At 68.3% G+C, this 14865-nt stretch carries 14 protein-coding genes; 4 read left to right on the top strand and 10 right to left on the bottom strand.

Features of this window, described 5'->3' with window-relative positions:
• Nucleotides 1–13 precede the first annotated feature (13 nt).
• Genes BW996_RS15755 through BW996_RS15735 form a run of 5 tightly spaced genes read right to left on the bottom strand, consistent with a single transcriptional unit; the run spans nt 14 to nt 5276 of the window.
• Nucleotides 14–2218, bottom strand: coding sequence for a type IV pilus secretin PilQ (locus BW996_RS15755; RefSeq protein WP_037481032.1), 2205 nt, complete (start codon nt 2216–2218; stop codon nt 14–16).
• The gene (locus tag BW996_RS15750) at nt 2215–2793 is read right to left on the bottom strand and encodes a pilus assembly protein PilP (RefSeq protein ID WP_241461941.1); all 579 of its coding nucleotides are present in this window, start codon (nt 2791–2793) and stop codon (nt 2215–2217) included. Before BW996_RS15750 ends, BW996_RS15755 begins: the two co-directional genes overlap by 4 nt.
• Complete coding sequence (locus BW996_RS15745; protein WP_241461939.1) at nt 2790–3515, bottom strand: type IV pilus inner membrane component PilO; 726 nt, start codon at nt 3513–3515, stop codon at nt 2790–2792. Before BW996_RS15745 ends, BW996_RS15750 begins: the two co-directional genes overlap by 4 nt.
• Before the next feature lie 40 nt (nt 3516–3555).
• The gene (locus BW996_RS15740) at nt 3556–4200 is read right to left on the bottom strand and encodes a PilN domain-containing protein (RefSeq protein WP_037481029.1); all 645 of its coding nucleotides are present in this window, start codon (nt 4198–4200) and stop codon (nt 3556–3558) included.
• Nucleotides 4197–5276, bottom strand: coding sequence for a pilus assembly protein PilM (locus BW996_RS15735; protein ID WP_051631839.1), 1080 nt, complete (start codon nt 5274–5276; stop codon nt 4197–4199). The genes BW996_RS15740 and BW996_RS15735 overlap by 4 nt, the downstream gene beginning before the upstream one ends.
• A gap of 288 nt (nt 5277–5564) precedes the next feature.
• On the opposite strand from BW996_RS15735, the gene BW996_RS15730 reads away from it, so the two are divergent.
• Nucleotides 5565–7952 carry a penicillin-binding protein 1A gene (locus BW996_RS15730; protein ID WP_051631838.1) on the top strand — a complete coding sequence of 796 codons (2388 nt, stop codon included), beginning with the start codon at nt 5565–5567 and terminating at the stop codon, nt 7950–7952.
• 15 nt (nt 7953–7967) lie between these two features.
• Here the strand turns inward: BW996_RS15730 and cyaY are convergent, their stop codons facing one another.
• Nucleotides 7968–8348 (bottom strand): iron donor protein CyaY, encoded by a 381-nt coding sequence (cyaY, locus tag BW996_RS15725; RefSeq protein ID WP_051631837.1) that lies wholly within the window; start codon nt 8346–8348, stop codon nt 7968–7970.
• On the opposite strand from cyaY, the gene lptM reads away from it, so the two are divergent.
• On the top strand, nt 8274–8531 hold the full coding sequence (lptM, locus tag BW996_RS22540) for an LPS translocon maturation chaperone LptM (protein WP_081838066.1): 258 nt from the start codon (nt 8274–8276) through the stop codon (nt 8529–8531). The two genes, cyaY and lptM, sit on opposite strands and share 75 nt — an antisense overlap.
• Nucleotides 8532–8544: 13 nt before the next feature.
• On the opposite strand, the gene BW996_RS15715 is transcribed toward lptM, so the two are convergent.
• From BW996_RS15715 to BW996_RS15705, 3 genes are all read right to left on the bottom strand, one after another.
• The gene (locus BW996_RS15715) at nt 8545–9627 is read right to left on the bottom strand and encodes a porin (protein ID WP_037481025.1); all 1083 of its coding nucleotides are present in this window, start codon (nt 9625–9627) and stop codon (nt 8545–8547) included.
• 150 nt (nt 9628–9777) lie between these two features.
• Nucleotides 9778–10509 carry a DUF3047 domain-containing protein gene (locus tag BW996_RS15710; protein ID WP_037481023.1) on the bottom strand — a complete coding sequence of 244 codons (732 nt, stop codon included), beginning with the start codon at nt 10507–10509 and terminating at the stop codon, nt 9778–9780.
• A 124-nt stretch (nt 10510–10633) separates the two neighbouring features.
• Nucleotides 10634–11560, bottom strand: a complete 927-nt coding sequence (locus tag BW996_RS15705; RefSeq protein WP_051631836.1) for a porin — start codon at nt 11558–11560, stop codon at nt 10634–10636.
• Between the two features lie 304 nt (nt 11561–11864).
• Between BW996_RS15705 and coq7 the strand changes: the two genes are divergently transcribed.
• Nucleotides 11865–12515, top strand: a complete 651-nt coding sequence (gene coq7, locus BW996_RS15700) for a 2-polyprenyl-3-methyl-6-methoxy-1,4-benzoquinone monooxygenase (RefSeq protein WP_037481021.1) — start codon at nt 11865–11867, stop codon at nt 12513–12515.
• 16 nt (nt 12516–12531) lie between these two features.
• On the opposite strand, the gene BW996_RS15695 is transcribed toward coq7, so the two are convergent.
• Nucleotides 12532–12969, bottom strand: coding sequence for an OsmC family protein (locus tag BW996_RS15695; protein ID WP_037481019.1), 438 nt, complete (start codon nt 12967–12969; stop codon nt 12532–12534).
• A 320-nt stretch (nt 12970–13289) separates the two neighbouring features.
• Here BW996_RS15695 and ilvA point away from each other — a divergent pair, with 320 nt between their 5' ends.
• Nucleotides 13290–14822, top strand: coding sequence for a threonine ammonia-lyase, biosynthetic (gene ilvA, locus BW996_RS15690; RefSeq protein ID WP_037481017.1), 1533 nt, complete (start codon nt 13290–13292; stop codon nt 14820–14822).
• The last annotated feature ends 43 nt before the right edge of the window (nt 14823–14865 follow it).

Below are 14865 nucleotides of genomic sequence, written 5' to 3'. Positions count from 1 at the left end.
CTCGCGGGCGGGCTCAGCGTGCCGGCGCGTTGCGGTCGGTGATGACCTTGGGCGTCAGGAAGACCAGCAGCTCGGTCTTGTTCGAGGCGCGGGTCTTGTTGCGGAACAGCGCGCCCACGTAGGGAATGTCGCCCAGCACCGGCACCTTGTTGACCGATTCGGTCTCGTCGATCTGGAAGATGCCGCCGATCACCACGGTGCCGCCGTTCTCCACCAGCACCTGCGTCTTCACATGCTTGGTGTTGATCGCGAAGCCGGCCGAGGTCGACTGGCCGACGCTGTCCTTGTTGACATCGACATCGAGAATGACGCTGCCCTCGGGCGTGATCTGCGGCGTCACCTCGAGCTTGAGATTGGCCTTGCGGAACTGGATCGCGGTGGCGCCGCTGGAGGTGGCCGACTGGTAAGGCAGCTCGGTGCCCTGCTCGATCAGCGCTTTCACCTGGTCGGCGGTGATGACCCGCGGGCTCGACACCAGCTTGCCGCGCCCTTCGGCCTCCAGCGCCGACAGCTCCAGGTTCAGGAAGCGGTTGGACGCCGCACCGAACAGCGACAGCGCAAAGCTGGCGGCTGTCGCGCCGCCCAGGCTCGAGGTGTTGGCCGGCAGATTGACGAACTGGGTGTTGCCGTAGTCGTTGGTCGAGGACTGCCCGGTGCTGTAGCCGACACCCGCGTAAGTGCCCCCCACCGCCACGTTGCCCACGCCGGCATTCCAGCCCGGCACACCGCCGTTGACGCCCCGCAGGTCGTTGGCGCCCAGCTTGACGCCCAGCGAACGACCGAAGGTGTCCTCGGCCTCGACGATGCGCGCCTCGATCATCACCTGGCGCACCGGGATGTCGATGCGCGAGACCATCTGCGCGACCTCCTCGAGCTTGGCCGGGATGTCGGTCACGAAGAGCTGGTTGGTGCGCGCCTCGTAGAGCACGCTGCCGCGCGCCGACAGCAGCCGGGTGGCGCTGGTGGTGGCACCGGTGCTGGCGCCGGACGCCCCGCCGGAGCCGGTCTGCTGGCCGGTCAGCGCACGCGAGATTTCCTCGGCCTTGGTGTAGTTGAGCTGGAAGGCCTGGGTGCGCAGCGGCTCCAGCGCGGCGACCTGGGCGCGCGCCTCGAGCTCGGCCTTCTCCTTGGCGGCGAGTTCTTCCTTGGGCGCGACCCACAGCACGTTGCCGGTCTTCTTCACGCCCAGGCCCTTGGCCTGCATGATGATGTCGAGCGCCTGGTCCCAGGGCACGTCCTTCAGCCGCAGCGTGACATTGCCGGTCACGGTGTCGCTGGTGACGATGTTGAAGTTGGTGAAGTCGGCGATGACCTGCAGCAGCGCGCGCACCTCGATGCTCTGGAAGTTCAGCGACAGCTTGTCGCCGCTGAAGCCGGGGCCGGCGGTGAGCTTCTGCGGATCGACCTTGACCGGGCGGACCTCCAGCACGAACTGGTTGTCGCTCTGGTAGGCGCTGTGCTCCCAGCTGCCGCGCGGCTCGATCGTCATGCGCACCCGGTCGCCGACCTGGGTGGTGGAGACCGACTGCACCGGCGTGCCGAAGTCGGTCACGTCGAGGCGGCGGCGCAGCCCCTCCGGCGCGGTCGAGCGCAGGAACTCGACGATCAGGTTCTGGCCCTGCTGGCGGATGTCGACGCCGACCTGGTTGCTCGGCAGATCGACCACCACCCGGCCAGCACCGTCACGCCCGCGGCGGAAGTCGATGTCGCGCAGCGTCTCGGCGGCGGTGTTGCGGCTGTCGGCGAAGTGCAGCGGCTCGGCCGAGGCACGCACGCCGGCGGCCGCGGTGGCAGGCGTCCCGGAAGACACCTGCACCGGATCAAGCGTGACCACCAGCGCCTTGCCGTCGATCTCGGCACGGTAGCGGGTGGACTGCTTCAGGTTCAGCACCAGCCGGGTGCGGTCACCGGACTGAGCCAGCGCCATCGAGCGCAGGTTGCCCTGGTTGACCTCCTGCTGCGCCCGGCCGGTGGCGTTGATCACGCCGGGCAGGTCCAGCGCCACCCGGGCGGGCGACTGCAGCACGAAGCCGGCGGGCAGCGCGGCCAGCGGCTCGGAGAACTCCAGCCGGATCACCTCGCCGCCGTCCTTCACGCCGCTCGACAGCGACTGGATGGCGTTCTGCGCCCAGCCGAGCACCGGAGCGGCGGCCAGCGCGGCCAGCGTCGCCAGGCGAACGCTCCAGCGGGGGATGGGGGCTTTCTGGGTCGTCTTCATCGCTTCTCCTGGGCCCGCTCCTGGAGGGTCAGCGTGCTGGCGCGCTCGACGATTTCTCCGAGGGTGTCGGGCACGAGTTCGCGCAGGGCAATCTCGGTTTCCGTGATGCGGGTGACCCGGCCGTAGTTCTGGCCGAGATAGTCACCCACCTTGACTTGGTAGAGCAGGTTGTCGGCCTTCAGCAGCGCGTAGGGCCGCCCGCCGCGCACGACGCTGCCGACCATCATCAGCGCATCGAGCGGATAGGCCTCGAGCGGCTCGCGGCGCCGGTTCATCTCGGCGGCGAGCAACGAGTTGGGCTGGCGGCTCTCCTGCTTGAGCGCGCCCTGCATCTTCTGGCTGCTGAAGGGCTCGGTCTGCGAGAAGGCCGCATAGGGCTGGGGATCGAACTTGCGCGGCGCCACCAGCGGCGAGACCTGCGGCTTCGCCACCCGGCGCTGCTCCTCCATCCAGGCGCGCAGCTCCTCGTGCGGATCGGAGCAGCCCGACAGGCCCGCCAGGCCGGTCAGCACCAACAGGGCCAGCGCGGCACGGGACGGTCGCCGCGACCGGCGGCAAAAACGGGCGGGCATCATGGCTGGCCTCCGGACTGCGGCGCGCCGCCGGGCTTGCCGCCCTTGGCCGCCTGCTGCGCCTTGCGGTGCTCGGTGACCTCGGCCGGATCGAGATAGCGGTAGGTGCGCGCGGTGGCCTCCATCGCCAGCAGGCCGTTGGCGCTGGGCAGCATCTGGCCGCTGGCCTGGCCTGGCGTGGTGATCACCAGGTTGTGCAGCGTGACGATGCGCGACAGGTTGGCCACATCCGCCGCGAAGGCGCCGATGTCGTGATAGCGGCCGGTCACCCGCAGCGCGATCGGCAGCTCGGCGTAGTAGTCCTTGATGATGACCTGGCCGGGCCGGAACAGCTCGAACTGCAGGCCGCGGCCGAGGCCGGCCTGGTTGATGTCCGACAGCAGCGCGTCCATCTCGGCCTTGCCGGGCAGCTGGCGCTCGAGCTGGGTGACATATTCCTGCACCTGCAGCTTCTGCTTGCGCAGCTCGTCGAGATTGATCGCCTGCGCCAGCTTGGCCTGGTACTCGGTCTTGAGCGCGGCCTCGCGGTTGCGCTCGGCCTCCAGCTCGTCGGCGGTGAGCGAGACCAGACCGAGCCAGCCCAGCAGCACCACCAGCGCGGTCATCGCCGTCCAGGCGGCCACCTTGGGCAGCAGCGGCCACTGGCCGGGCTCGTTCGGATTGAGGTTGCGGAACTGGGACGACACCTGGTCGACCAGGGTGTCGAGCTCGATGTTCATGGACATGCGGGGAGGAGCCATGGTGATGCCGGTGCGATGGCGCCCGTCAGCCCTGGCGGGAGGCTGCTGCGGCCGCCGGCTGCCCGGCACGGGAAGCCGCAGCACCCGGCAGCGGCGCTGCCGGCTCGAGATCCTGCGGACGGCGCAGCGTCAGCCGCACCGAGACGTCGTAGAGCCGCTTGGCATCGCGCACCGTCGAGACCGGCGCGGCCTTGATCTCGACCAGCTCGGGCTTTTCCAGCCAGGTCGAGCTGCGCGCGGTGTTGCGCAGGAACTCCGACACCCGCTCGTTGGTCTGCGCCACCGCGGTCACCGCGATGCTCTGGCCGTCCTGGCGCACCGTGGTCAGGTACATGCCCTCGGGCGTCTGCGCGGCCAGCTCGTTGAGCAGGTGCACCGGCATGTTGCGGTCGATCTGGAAGTTCTCGACCACCTGCTGGCGGGCCTTCAAGGCCTCGATCTCGGTCTTGAGCGACGCGATGTCCTTGATCTGGTTCTCGAGCCGCTGGATCTCGGACTGCAGGAAGGTGTTGCGCGAGTTCTGCTGCGCGGTGAGCTCGCCCAGCACCGCGTTCCAGCCCAGCGCGATGGCCGCGCCCGCGAGCGCCGCCGCGCCCAGGCCCACGAAGAAGGCCTGGCGGCGTCGGCGCCGCTTCTCTTCCCGATGCGGGAGGAGGTTGATCAGGATCATTGGAGGAATCTCCGCATCGCCAGGCCGCAGGCGGTCAGGTAGGACGGCGCCTCGCGGCGCAGCTTGCTCTCGCGCACCGCGGAGCCGATGCGCATGCCGTTGAACGGGCTGACGATCTGGGTGGCGAAGCCGGTGAACTCGGTCACCCGCTCCTTCAGGCCGGGCAGCGTCGCCGAGTTGCCCGACAGCATCACGTAGTGGACCTTGTGGTGCGGCGTGCTGGTGAAGAAGTACTGCAGCGCGCGGCCGATCTCCTGCGCCAGGCTGTCGATGAAGGGCGCCAGCAGCGTCGACTCGTAGTCCTCGGGCAGGTCGCCGTTGGCGCGGCGCTGCTCGGCCTCGTCGAAGGTCAGGCCGTACTGGCGCACGATCAGCTGCGTGAGCTGCGCGCTGCCGAAGGTCTGGTCGCGGTCGTAGAGGATGTCGTCGTCGCGCAGCACCTTCAGGCTGGTCGAGTCGGCCCCGATCTCGAACAGCGCCACCAGCACGTCGCGGCCCTGGTTGGGCAGGGCCTCGACGACGCGGCTCATCGCCAGCCGCGAGGCGTTGGACTCGATGTCGAGCACCACCAGCTTCAGTCCGGCCGACTCGGCCAGGCCCTGGCGGTCCTGGATGCGGTCCTTGCGCGAGGCCGCCAGCATCACCTCGACATCGCCGACCTGCTCGGTGCTGGGACCGATGACGCAGAAGTCGAGGCTGACATCGTCGAGCGGGAACGGAATGTACTGGTGGGCCTCGGCCTCGACCTGCAGCTCCATCTCCTCCTCGGTCAGCCCGCCCGGCAGCACGATCTTCTTGGTGATGACCGCCGACTGCGGCATCGCCATCGCGACCTGCTTGGTGCGGGTGCCGCTGCGCTGCACCAGCCGCTGCACCGCCTCGGCCACCTCGTCGAACTTCTCGATGGTGCCGTCGTTGATCCAGCCCTTCTCGAAGTTCTCGCTGGCGAAGCGCTCGACGATGTACTCCCCGGAGGCGGTCTGACCGAGTTCGACCAGCTTGGCGCCGGACGAGTTGATGTCCAGCCCGATCAGGGACGCATGACGACGGCCCAGCAGGAGGTCAAGAAAGCCCACGCAATTCCCCAATGCACGTCCGAAAACGCGCCGGACTGTTAACAAATCACTTCAATGCTATCAACAAAGGCATTGAGGGCCCAAGGATATCCCGGCTTTCGCATTCCGAGGATGTTGCAAACCCGTCAACTGGCCGCGCAAGGCAAAGCTTGTCATGCGATCACGATACAGGAGCCCGGGCAAGGGGGGGCTCGCCCGCCGTTACAAACGTATCTCGCGGTTCGTGACCAGTTCCTATAATCCGCCGCGATCGGCCTGCCATCCGGCGGCCCCCTGTCCCGAGAGTCCATGAGCGATAAAGGCACTTCCCCGAACACGCCGAGTCCGGCCGGGACGGCGACCGGCGCCCGGAAGGTGCTGCGAACCCTGGGCTGGATCGTCGGCCTGCCGCTGGCCCTGCTGCTGACGGGCACGCTGCTGCTGGGCATCGCGCTGGCGATGGCCTACCCGAACCTGCCGGAGATCAACTCCCTGGTCGACTACCGGCCCAAGCTGCCGATGCGGGTCATCTCCTCCGACGGCGTGATGCTGGGCGAGTACGGCGAGGAGCGCCGCAGCTACCTGCCGATCGAGCAGATTCCGAAGGTGATGCAGGACGCGGTGCTGGCCATCGAGGACGCGCGCTTCTACGAGCACGGCGGCATCGACTACAAGGGCATCCTGCGCGCGGCGGTCGAGAACCTGCGCGACTCGCGCAGCCAGGGCGCCTCGACGATCACGATGCAGGTGGCACGCAACTTCTATCTGTCGACCGAGAAGACCTTCACCCGCAAGATCTACGAGATCCTGCTGTCGCTGAAGATCGAGAGCCAGCTGAGCAAGCGCAAGATCCTCGAGGTCTACATGAACCAGATCTTCCTGGGTCAGCGCGCCTACGGCTTCGCGGCGGCCAGCGAGATCTACTTCGGCAAGCCCCTGAAGGACATCACGGTGGCGGAAGCCGCGATGCTCGCCGGCCTGCCCAAGGCGCCGTCGGCCTACAACCCGATCCGCAACCGCAAGCGCGCGACCGTGCGCCAGCGTTACATCCTGGAACGAATGGTCGAGAACGGCTTCATCACCGAGGCCCAGCGCGACGAAGCGCTGGCTCAGGAGCTGAGCTATCCCAGCCCGCGCGGCAGTGACATTCATGCCGAGTACGCGGTCGAGGCCGCACGCCAGCTGATCTTCGCCCAGTATGGCGAAGAGGCCTACACCCGCGGCCTGACGGTCGAGCTCTCGCTCGATGCCGGCGAGCAGATGCAGGCCTACCGCGCGCTGCGCCGCGGGCTGCTGAACTACGAGCAGCGCCGTGCCTACCGCGGCCCGATCGGCTTCGTCGAGCTGCCGGTGACCGACACCGGCCTGGACGTGCGCATCGCCGAGGCGCTGGAGGACCATCCCGACTACGACGACGTGCGCGCGGCCATCGTGACCGTGGCCTCGCCGCGCAAAGTCAGCGCGATGCTGCAGAACGGCGAGACCATCACGATCAGCGGCGCTGGCCTGAAGCTGGCGGCCTCGGCGCTCGGCGAACAGGCACCACCGGCGCAGCGCGTGCGGCGCGGTGCGATCATCCGGGTCATGAAGTCAGGCAGCGCCGGCGACTGGAGCATCGTCAGCCAGCCCGAGGTCGAGGGCGCATTCGTCGCGCTGGACCCGCGCACCGGCCACATCCGCGCGATGGTCGGCGGCTTCGACTACGCCAAGAACAAGTTCAATCATGTGACCCAGGCCTGGCGCCAGCCGGGCTCGAGCTTCAAGCCCTTCGTCTACTCGGCGGCGCTGGAAAAGGGCTTTTCGCCAGCGACCGTCATCAACGACGCGCCGCTGTTCTTCGACGCCGGCACCACCGGCAGCCAGCCCTGGGAGCCGAAGAACTACGACGGCCAGTTCGACGGCCCGATGTCGATGCGTCGCGCGCTGGCCAAGTCGAAGAACATGGTCTCGATCCGCATCCTCAAGTCGATCGGTCCGAGCTACGCGCAGCAGTGGGTGACGAAGTTCGGCTTCGAGGCCGACAAGCATCCCGCCTACCTGACGATGGCGCTGGGCGCCGGCTCGGTCACGCCGATGGAGATGGCCGACGCCTATGCGGTCTTCGCCAACAGCGGCATGCGGGTCGATCCGGTGCTGATCACCCGCATCACCGATGCGCGCGGCCAGGTGCTCGCCCAGGCCCGCGTGCCCGCCGCCCATGACGAGCGCCTGCGGGTCATCCCCGAGCGCAATGCCTTCATGACCAACAGCCTGCTGCAGGAAATCACCCGCAGCGGCACCGCCGCCAGCGCGCAGGCGCGGCTCAAGCGGCCGGACCTGTACGGCAAGACCGGCACCACCAACGATTCGCAGGATGCCTGGTTCACCGGCTTCAGCGCGTCGCGGGTCGCGGTGGTGTGGATCGGCTACGACAAGCCGCGCTCGCTGGGCGCACGCGAGACCGGCGGCGGCCTGGCCCTGCCGGTCTGGATCGACTACATGAGCCACGCGCTGCGCGGGGCGCCGGTGGTCGAGTACACCCCGCCCGATGGCGTGACGCAGGTCGGCGGCGAGTGGTACTACACCGAGAACGCGCAGGGCGGCGGCGTACGCTCGCTGGGCCTCGACGAGGGCCAGCCACGCACAGGCGAGGAAGAGCGCAAGGGCATTCTCGACCTGTTCCGCTCCGACGAGAGCGGCGCCAGCGCACCCCAGTGAGCCGGCGGCCGGCGTTCAGGCCGCCGGCGCCTCGAAGCGCAGCGCCCGGCCGCCCTGGGCGCTGGCCTGCGCCGACAGCGCGGCGAAGAACTCCTCGCCGCTGCGGGTGTCGCGCCAGGCACCGTCGACCCAGCGGTAGTGATAGCCGCCGGCACGCGCGGCCATCCAGATCTCGTGCAGCGGCGGCTGGGTGTTCAGGATGATCTTGCTGCCGCCGGGAAAGCTCAGCTCCAGCAGGCCGCCAGTGCGGTGGGTGTCGATGTCGATGAGGTCCTCGTCGAGCCAGCGATCGATCGTGGTCTCGATCGCCGCCAGCGCCGCATGGGCCAGGCGAAGGTACTCGGCATCGGCGAGGCCGGAGGGCGTGCTGCGGTCGGAGGTGTCCGGAGGGGTCATGGTGCTCAGGCTAGAATCGTCTTCATGTTGCAAGGTCTGCTGAAAACGAGTGTAGCGCTGGCCTGCACCCTCCTGCTGGTGACGGGATGTGGCCAGAAAGGGCCGCTGACCCTGCCCCGCGAAGCAGTCACGGCCTCGCCCACGCCGGCCTCAGCGCCGGCACAGCCCGGCGCCGCACGCTGAAGCCACGGGCCGCTCAGAAGCGGTGGCGCACGCCCATCATCGTGCCGACCCGGCTGGTCGCGCCGTTGGCGAAGGTCAGGCTGTCGCGGAAGCGGGTGCGGTCGATCTCCAGATAGACATCGGTGCGCTTCGAGAAGGCGTAGTCGGCCACCACCGCATAGAAATCGGCCTTGCCGTCACCCGCGGTGGTGCGACCGGTCTGGCGTGCATGCCAGTAATGCGCGCCCAGATTGAGCTGCGGCGTGAGCTGGTAGCCGGCGCCGACCGACAGCATGTCGCGGTGCTCGACATTGCCCAGCGCGAAGGTGCCGTTGGTGCCGCCATTGCCCAGCAGCGAGGCGATGATCAGCGGATTGAAGCCGCTCTCGAACTTGTTGCGCGCCAGACCGAGCGAAGTGCTCCACGGACCACTGTTGTAGGAGCCGCCCAGGGTCATGACCTCGCTCTTGCGCGCCGCGCCGTCGCGCAGCGCCAGATAGGCACCACCGGCCGCGAAGCCGCCGCTGGCATAGCGCACATAGCCCCCGCTCGACTTGCCGCCGGTGGCCGCACCCTCGGACACGCTGGCCTGGACCGCTGCGCGCCACGGACCGCTTTCGACCAGGTACTTGACCATGTTGCTGTTGCGCGCGCCCAGCGAGAAGCCGATCTCCGGCTTGAAGGCCTCGATGTAGGGCGAGTAGCGGAAGGACGCGTAGGTCGAGGTGAAGACATCGAACAGCACGTTGTACTGACGACCCACGGTGATGCGGCCGAATCCGCCCTGCAGGCCGACCCAGGACTGGCGCCAGAAGTCGGTCGCCGCCTGTGTACCCTCGTCGGCATTGAAGCGGTGCTCGAGGTTGCCCAGCGCGCGCAGGCCACCACCGAGATCCTCGGAAATGTTCAGACCCAGCCGGCTCTGCGACATGCCGGCGGTCACCTGGCTCTGGGAATCGCCCCGGGTGGCGGCGGTCGCGCCATCGTTGGTGGTGTGGCGCAGCGCCAGATCGACGATGCCGTAGATCGACACCGCGCTCGGTGCCGCAGGCGTCTGGGCCAGCGCGCCGCCGTGCACGGCCGCGGCCGCTGCGGCGAACAGGAGGGTCTTCTTCATGGGGACTCCGTCAGCAAGGTGAGACAGCGCCATTCTTGGCTCTGGCCAGCCGGACGTGCAGTCTGGAAGATCCCGAGTGCACCGCCTCACATCTCGTCACCACAGTGACAGAAGGGGCATGGATGTCGAGGCGAGGCGCCGGCTCGATGCTCAGAAAAGCCGCGCCGGCCCGTAGCAGGCCTCGGCGCGGCCCTGGGTGTTGTCGGCATCGGTCATGTAGGCCAGGCTGGTCAGCGGACCCGACGGTTCGCCGAAGGCGCGCTCGAAGTCGGCGCGCACATCCCGCTCGTAGTGGCGCCAGCCATTGAGCTGGCCGCGACCGGACTCGACGACGATCTTGCGGATGCGGTCGCTGCGGCTGCTGACGATGACGCTGCCGACCGGCGCCTGGGCATCCCACACATACATCAGCGTGGCATAGGGCGGCATCTCGCCGGTCAGGGTGTGTGCCAGGTCGAAGAGCATGCGGTTGCGCGCGTTCAGGCGCGACAGGTCGCCGTCGAAGGCCAGCACCACCCGGGCCACCGCATCGTCGCTGTCGGCCTGCGCCACCGTGGCGCGCTCATCCAGATCGGCGGCCCACCAGGAAAAGCGCAGCAGGCGGGCCTCGGTGCGCGGCGCCTGCAGCCGCATCCGCCACAGGCTGGCCGAGCGCTCGGCACGCGCGTGCAGGCAGGGTTGACCGAGCCGCTGGGCCGGGCGATAGAACGTCTCGCGCTTGCCCGGCAGGCGTTGCACGCCCCCGGCATCGACCGACACCGCCGGCGACTGCGGATCATCCGGCAGGCTGGAGCGATCGACCGCGGCAGGCAGCCCGGCGCAACCCGCCAGCACGAAGCTGCCCGCTAGCGCGAGCCCGCACTGGGAAAGGAAGGAGGTCATGGAGAGAGGCGCCATGGAACAGCAAGGTATCAGTCCGTCTACCCATGACAAAAGGCAAAAGGCCACCCGAGGGTGGCCTTTTGCGCATCTTCGATCTTCAAGCCTGCAGGACGCAGGCCGGACATCAGAAGGTGTGGATCACGCCGAAGTCGTAACCGGTCTTCTCGGTCTTGCTCAGCAGATCGTTGACGCGGGTAACGTCGGTGTACAGCTGGGTGCGCTTCGACAGGTTGTGGCGATAGCCCAGCGAGACCTTCTTGGTCGCGTCAGCGGTGCCGACTTCCTGCTGAGCGTAGCCAGCCAGGACCTGGCCAGCGGCGCCGACATTGACGGTCACGCCGGCCAGAGCCTGCTTGACGCGCACGTTGCTGTTGTTGTCGCCACGGCCGATGCCCAGCGAGACCTTGGCCGGGCCGAAGGCGTACGAACCGCCCAGGGTGGCCAGGTTGTCGTTGGCGCCGGTCGGGTTGTCGTACGAAGCGGCGACCATGAACGGGCCGGCAGCGTACTGGGCAGCGACCGAGTACGGACGATCCACGCCACCAGCCGGGGTCTCGGCGATGTCGGCAGCGACCTTCAGGCCACCGAAGGCGCCGTCGTAGCGGACCGAGTTCTCGGTGCGCAGGCGGCCGACCGACTTGGTCAGCGATTCGCCACGCAGGCCGGCGACGGTATCACCACCGAACGGGTCGATGACGTTGGTGGCCAGCGAGAAGGCAGCGGTGTACTGGCGGCCCAGGTTCACGGTGCCGAACGATCCGCCCAGACCGACGGTCGAGACGCCTTGCCAGAACAGCGTGGCAGCCTGGTCACCGGTGTCCGGGTTGAAGCGGTGCTCGAACTGGAACATGGCCTTCAGACCGCCACCCAGGTCCTCGACGCCACGGAAGCCGACGCGGCTGCCCGAACCGTCACGGACTTGCTTGTCAGCCGAGCCGGCGGTCTTGGCGAAGCCCAGATCCAGCTTGCCGTACAGCGTGACCGACGACTGGGCCGAAGCGGCACCGGCGAAAGCGCCCAGGACGGCGAGAGCGAGCAGAGACTTCTTCATGCAAATATCTCCTAGGTTGAACTAGAGGGTCCTGCAGCACGAGGTGTCGTCACACGACACTGCCCGGGCCAGGCCGACCTCCTCATCGGAAGCTGACGGTATTGCACCAGAGCCGTTCTTGCATTGCCAAGCGAGACAACACCGAGCGGGAATTGGCCGTTGCTGCAACACAACAAGCGGGGCTTTCGTGACACTGACAAGTCGCAAGTGCCTCGCGACTGTCACGCAACAGCGCAGCAAGTGCCGTGGAAACGCCCGCATCTGTCGCAATCCGTCATTGGCGCCCCACTACACTGCGAGCGCCATGAAGATCACCTTTTCGCCGATCGACCGCCTGGTGTCGGTCATGGACCAGAGCCTGCGCACCGTCTGGAGCCACCACCACGCCAGCCGGCCGACGCCGCGGCCCGACGCTCAGGTCGCGGCCGAGACGCCTGAGCTGGACGAGGCCGAGCGCCGGCTCTCGGGCGCGCTGATGCGGGTCAACCATGTCGGCGAGGTCTGCGCGCAGGCGCTCTACACCGCACAGGCGCTGGCCACCCGCGACGAGCGGCTGCGCGAGCAGCTCGAAGAAGCCTCGCGCGAGGAGACCGACCACCTGGCCTGGACCGAACAGCGCCTGAAGGAGCTCGGCGACCGGCCCTCGCTGCTCAATCCGCTCTGGTATGCCGGCGCGTTCGCGATCGGCTGGGGCGCGGCGCGCCTGGGCGACCGTGCCAGCCTGGGCTTCGTCATCGAGACCGAGCGCCAGGTCGAGCAGCATCTCGACGGCCACCTGCAGCGCCTGCCCGTCGGCGATCACGCCTCGCGGGCGATCGTCGCGCAGATGCGCGACGACGAGATCCGTCACGCCGAAGCCGCGCAGGCCGCCGGCGGGATCCGTCCGCCGCTGCCGGCGCGCTGGCTGATGCGCGCGGCCGCCAAGGTCATGACCGCCACTGCGCACCGCATCTGAAGCCGATCAGTCGGACTCAAGCCGCCGGCAACGCCGTGTCGACGATCTCGACCTCCAGATCGATCTGCGCCGTCTTGGCCAGCATCGCAGTGGCCGAGCAGTATTTCTCGTAGGACATCTGCACCGCGCGCTTCACCGCCGCCTCGGGCAGCTTCGCGCCGCTGACGACGAACTTCATGACGATGCGGGTGAAGACCTTGGGCTCGGTCTCGGCGCGGTCGGCGCTCATCTTCACCTGGCAGCCCTGCACCGCATGGCGGCCGCGCTTGAGGATCAGCACCACGTCATAGGCAGTGCAGGCGCCGGCGCCGGCCAGCATCGTCTCCATCGGCCGCGGGGCGAGGTTGCGCCCGCCGCCCTCGGGCGCACCGTCCATCATCAGCAGGTGGCCGCTGCCGGTCTCGGCGGAAAAGGCCATGCCCGAGGCCGGCATCCAGTTGATCGTGCACTCCATCGCTCGTGTCTCCGCAGAAAAGGGAGCGATTGTGACGTGCGACCGCGATGCCCTGCACGGACCGGCGGGGCCTGGACAGGACGCCTCCAGTTCTCGTTGCAATGCAGCAATCGCTTTGGTACACTTTCGAACAAGCAATCGGGACTGTCCCCTAGAACTTTTCGAACGACGGACACTCCCAAGCACTGGTTGTCTCCTCCACCCTCCTCCATAGGTGGATTGAGCCCGAGGCCTCAAGCCTCGGGCTTTTTTTCGTCCCGCTGCCGGGTTTGCGCGACACTAGCGGCCGCTTCTGCCCGACTCTGCCCTTGTTCTCGCCCATGTCCGACGATCGCCAGACCCTGCTGAACCACTACCTGAAGCGCATCCTGACCGCCCGGGTCTACGACGTCGCGCGCGAGACCGAGCTGGAGCCGGCACGCCAGCTCTCGCGCCGAGTGGGCAACCAGGTGCTGCTCAAGCGCGAGGACAACCAGCCCGTCTTCAGCTTCAAGCTGCGCGGCGCCTACAACAAGATGGCGCACCTCAGCCCGGAACAGCGTGCGCGCGGCGTCATCTGCGCCTCGGCCGGCAACCACGCCCAGGGCGTGGCGCTGGGCAGCCAGCGCCTGGGCTGCCGCGCCGTCATCGTGATGCCGGTGACGACGCCGCAGGTCAAGGTCGACGCGGTACGCCACCTCGGCGGCGAGGTCGTACTGCACGGCGACAGCTACAACGACGCCTACGACCACGCGCTGAAGGTCGCCGAGGCCGAGGGCCTGACCTTCGTCCATCCCTTCGACGACCCGGACGTGATCGCCGGCCAGGGCACCATCGGCATGGAGATCCTGCGCCAGCACGAGGGCCCGATCGACGCGATCTTCGTCGCCATCGGCGGCGGCGGCCTGATCTCGGGCGTGGCGGCCTACATCAAGGCGGTGCGCCCGGAGATCCGCATCATCGGCGTGCAGACGGTCGATTCCGACGCGATGCTGCAGTCGGTGCGCGCCGGCCAGCGCGTGCGCCTGAACGACGTCGGCCTCTTCGCCGACGGCACCGCGGTGAAGTTCGTCGGCGAGGAGACCTTCCGCGTCGCGCGCGAGCTGGTCGACGAGTTCATCGTCGTGGACACCGATGCGGTCTGCGCAGCGATGAAGGATGTCTTCCAGGACACCCGCTCGATCCTGGAGCCCTCGGGCGCGCTGTCGGTGGCGGCGCTGAAACAATACGTCGCGCGCGAGGGCTGCACCGGCAAGACCTTCGTGGCGATCACCTGCGGCGCCAACATGAACTTCGACCGCCTGCGCTTCGTCGCCGAGCGCGCCGAGGTCGGCGAGGAGCGCGAGGCCCTGTTCGCGGTGACGATCCCCGAGGAGCGCGGCTCGTTCAAGCGTTTCTGCGAGCTGATCGGCCCGCGCAGCGTCACCGAGTTCAACTACCGCATCAGCGACGAGCGCGTGGCGCACATCTTCGTCGGCCTGAGCACGAAGACGCGCGGCGAGTCGGCCGAGATCGGCGCGCTGTTCGCGGCCCAGGGCTTCGGCGCGATCGACCTGACGCACGACGAACTGGCCAAGACGCACCTGCGCCACCTGGTGGGCGGGCGCTCGGAACTGGCCCGCGACGAGCGGGTCTTCCGCTTCGAGTTCCCGGAGCGGCCGGGCGCGCTGATGCGCTTTCTCTCCAGCATGCACCCGGACTGGAACATCAGCCTGTTCCACTACCGCAACCAGGGCGCCGACTACGGCCGCATCCTGGTCGGCATCCAGGTGCCGGCGGCCGACGAGGCGGCCTTCGGCGAATTCCTCGACACGCTGGCCTATCCCTTCACCGAAGAGACCGACAACCCGGTCTACCGGCTGTTCCTGCGCTGAATTCACGCGCCGGAATGCACTGAAGCGCCGCGGGACGCCGGGG

Origin of the sequence: Sphaerotilus natans, assembly GCF_900156335.1 — a bacterium.
In the GTDB taxonomy this organism is placed as follows: domain Bacteria; phylum Pseudomonadota; class Gammaproteobacteria; order Burkholderiales; family Burkholderiaceae_C; genus Sphaerotilus; species Sphaerotilus natans.
Note: the sequence above shows the minus strand (reverse complement) of the source record. Positions and strands in the feature narration are given on the sequence as shown.

What these genes read in the sequence shown, in the direction of transcription:
- BW996_RS15755 (WP_037481032.1), bottom strand. Translation starts at nt 2,218, where the DNA reads ATGAAGACGACCCAGAAAGCCCCCATCCCCCGCTGGAGCGTTCGCCTG.
- BW996_RS15750 (WP_241461941.1), bottom strand. Translation starts at nt 2,793, where the DNA reads ATGATGCCCGCCCGTTTTTGCCGCCGGTCGCGGCGACCGTCCCGTGCC.
- BW996_RS15745 (WP_241461939.1), bottom strand. Translation starts at nt 3,515, where the DNA reads ATGTCCATGAACATCGAGCTCGACACCCTGGTCGACCAGGTGTCGTCC.
- BW996_RS15740 (WP_037481029.1), bottom strand. Translation starts at nt 4,200, where the DNA reads ATGATCCTGATCAACCTCCTCCCGCATCGGGAAGAGAAGCGGCGCCGA.
- BW996_RS15730 (WP_051631838.1), top strand. Translation starts at nt 5,565, where the DNA reads ATGAGCGATAAAGGCACTTCCCCGAACACGCCGAGTCCGGCCGGGACG.
- lptM (WP_081838066.1), top strand. Translation starts at nt 8,274, where the DNA reads ATGGGCCAGGCGAAGGTACTCGGCATCGGCGAGGCCGGAGGGCGTGCT.
- cyaY (WP_051631837.1), bottom strand. Translation starts at nt 8,348, where the DNA reads ATGACCCCTCCGGACACCTCCGACCGCAGCACGCCCTCCGGCCTCGCC.
- BW996_RS15715 (WP_037481025.1), bottom strand. Translation starts at nt 9,627, where the DNA reads ATGAAGAAGACCCTCCTGTTCGCCGCAGCGGCCGCGGCCGTGCACGGC.
- BW996_RS15710 (WP_037481023.1), bottom strand. Translation starts at nt 10,509, where the DNA reads ATGACCTCCTTCCTTTCCCAGTGCGGGCTCGCGCTAGCGGGCAGCTTC.
- BW996_RS15705 (WP_051631836.1), bottom strand. Translation starts at nt 11,560, where the DNA reads ATGAAGAAGTCTCTGCTCGCTCTCGCCGTCCTGGGCGCTTTCGCCGGT.
- coq7 (WP_037481021.1), top strand. Translation starts at nt 11,865, where the DNA reads ATGAAGATCACCTTTTCGCCGATCGACCGCCTGGTGTCGGTCATGGAC.
- BW996_RS15695 (WP_037481019.1), bottom strand. Translation starts at nt 12,969, where the DNA reads ATGGAGTGCACGATCAACTGGATGCCGGCCTCGGGCATGGCCTTTTCC.
- ilvA (WP_037481017.1), top strand. Translation starts at nt 13,290, where the DNA reads ATGTCCGACGATCGCCAGACCCTGCTGAACCACTACCTGAAGCGCATC.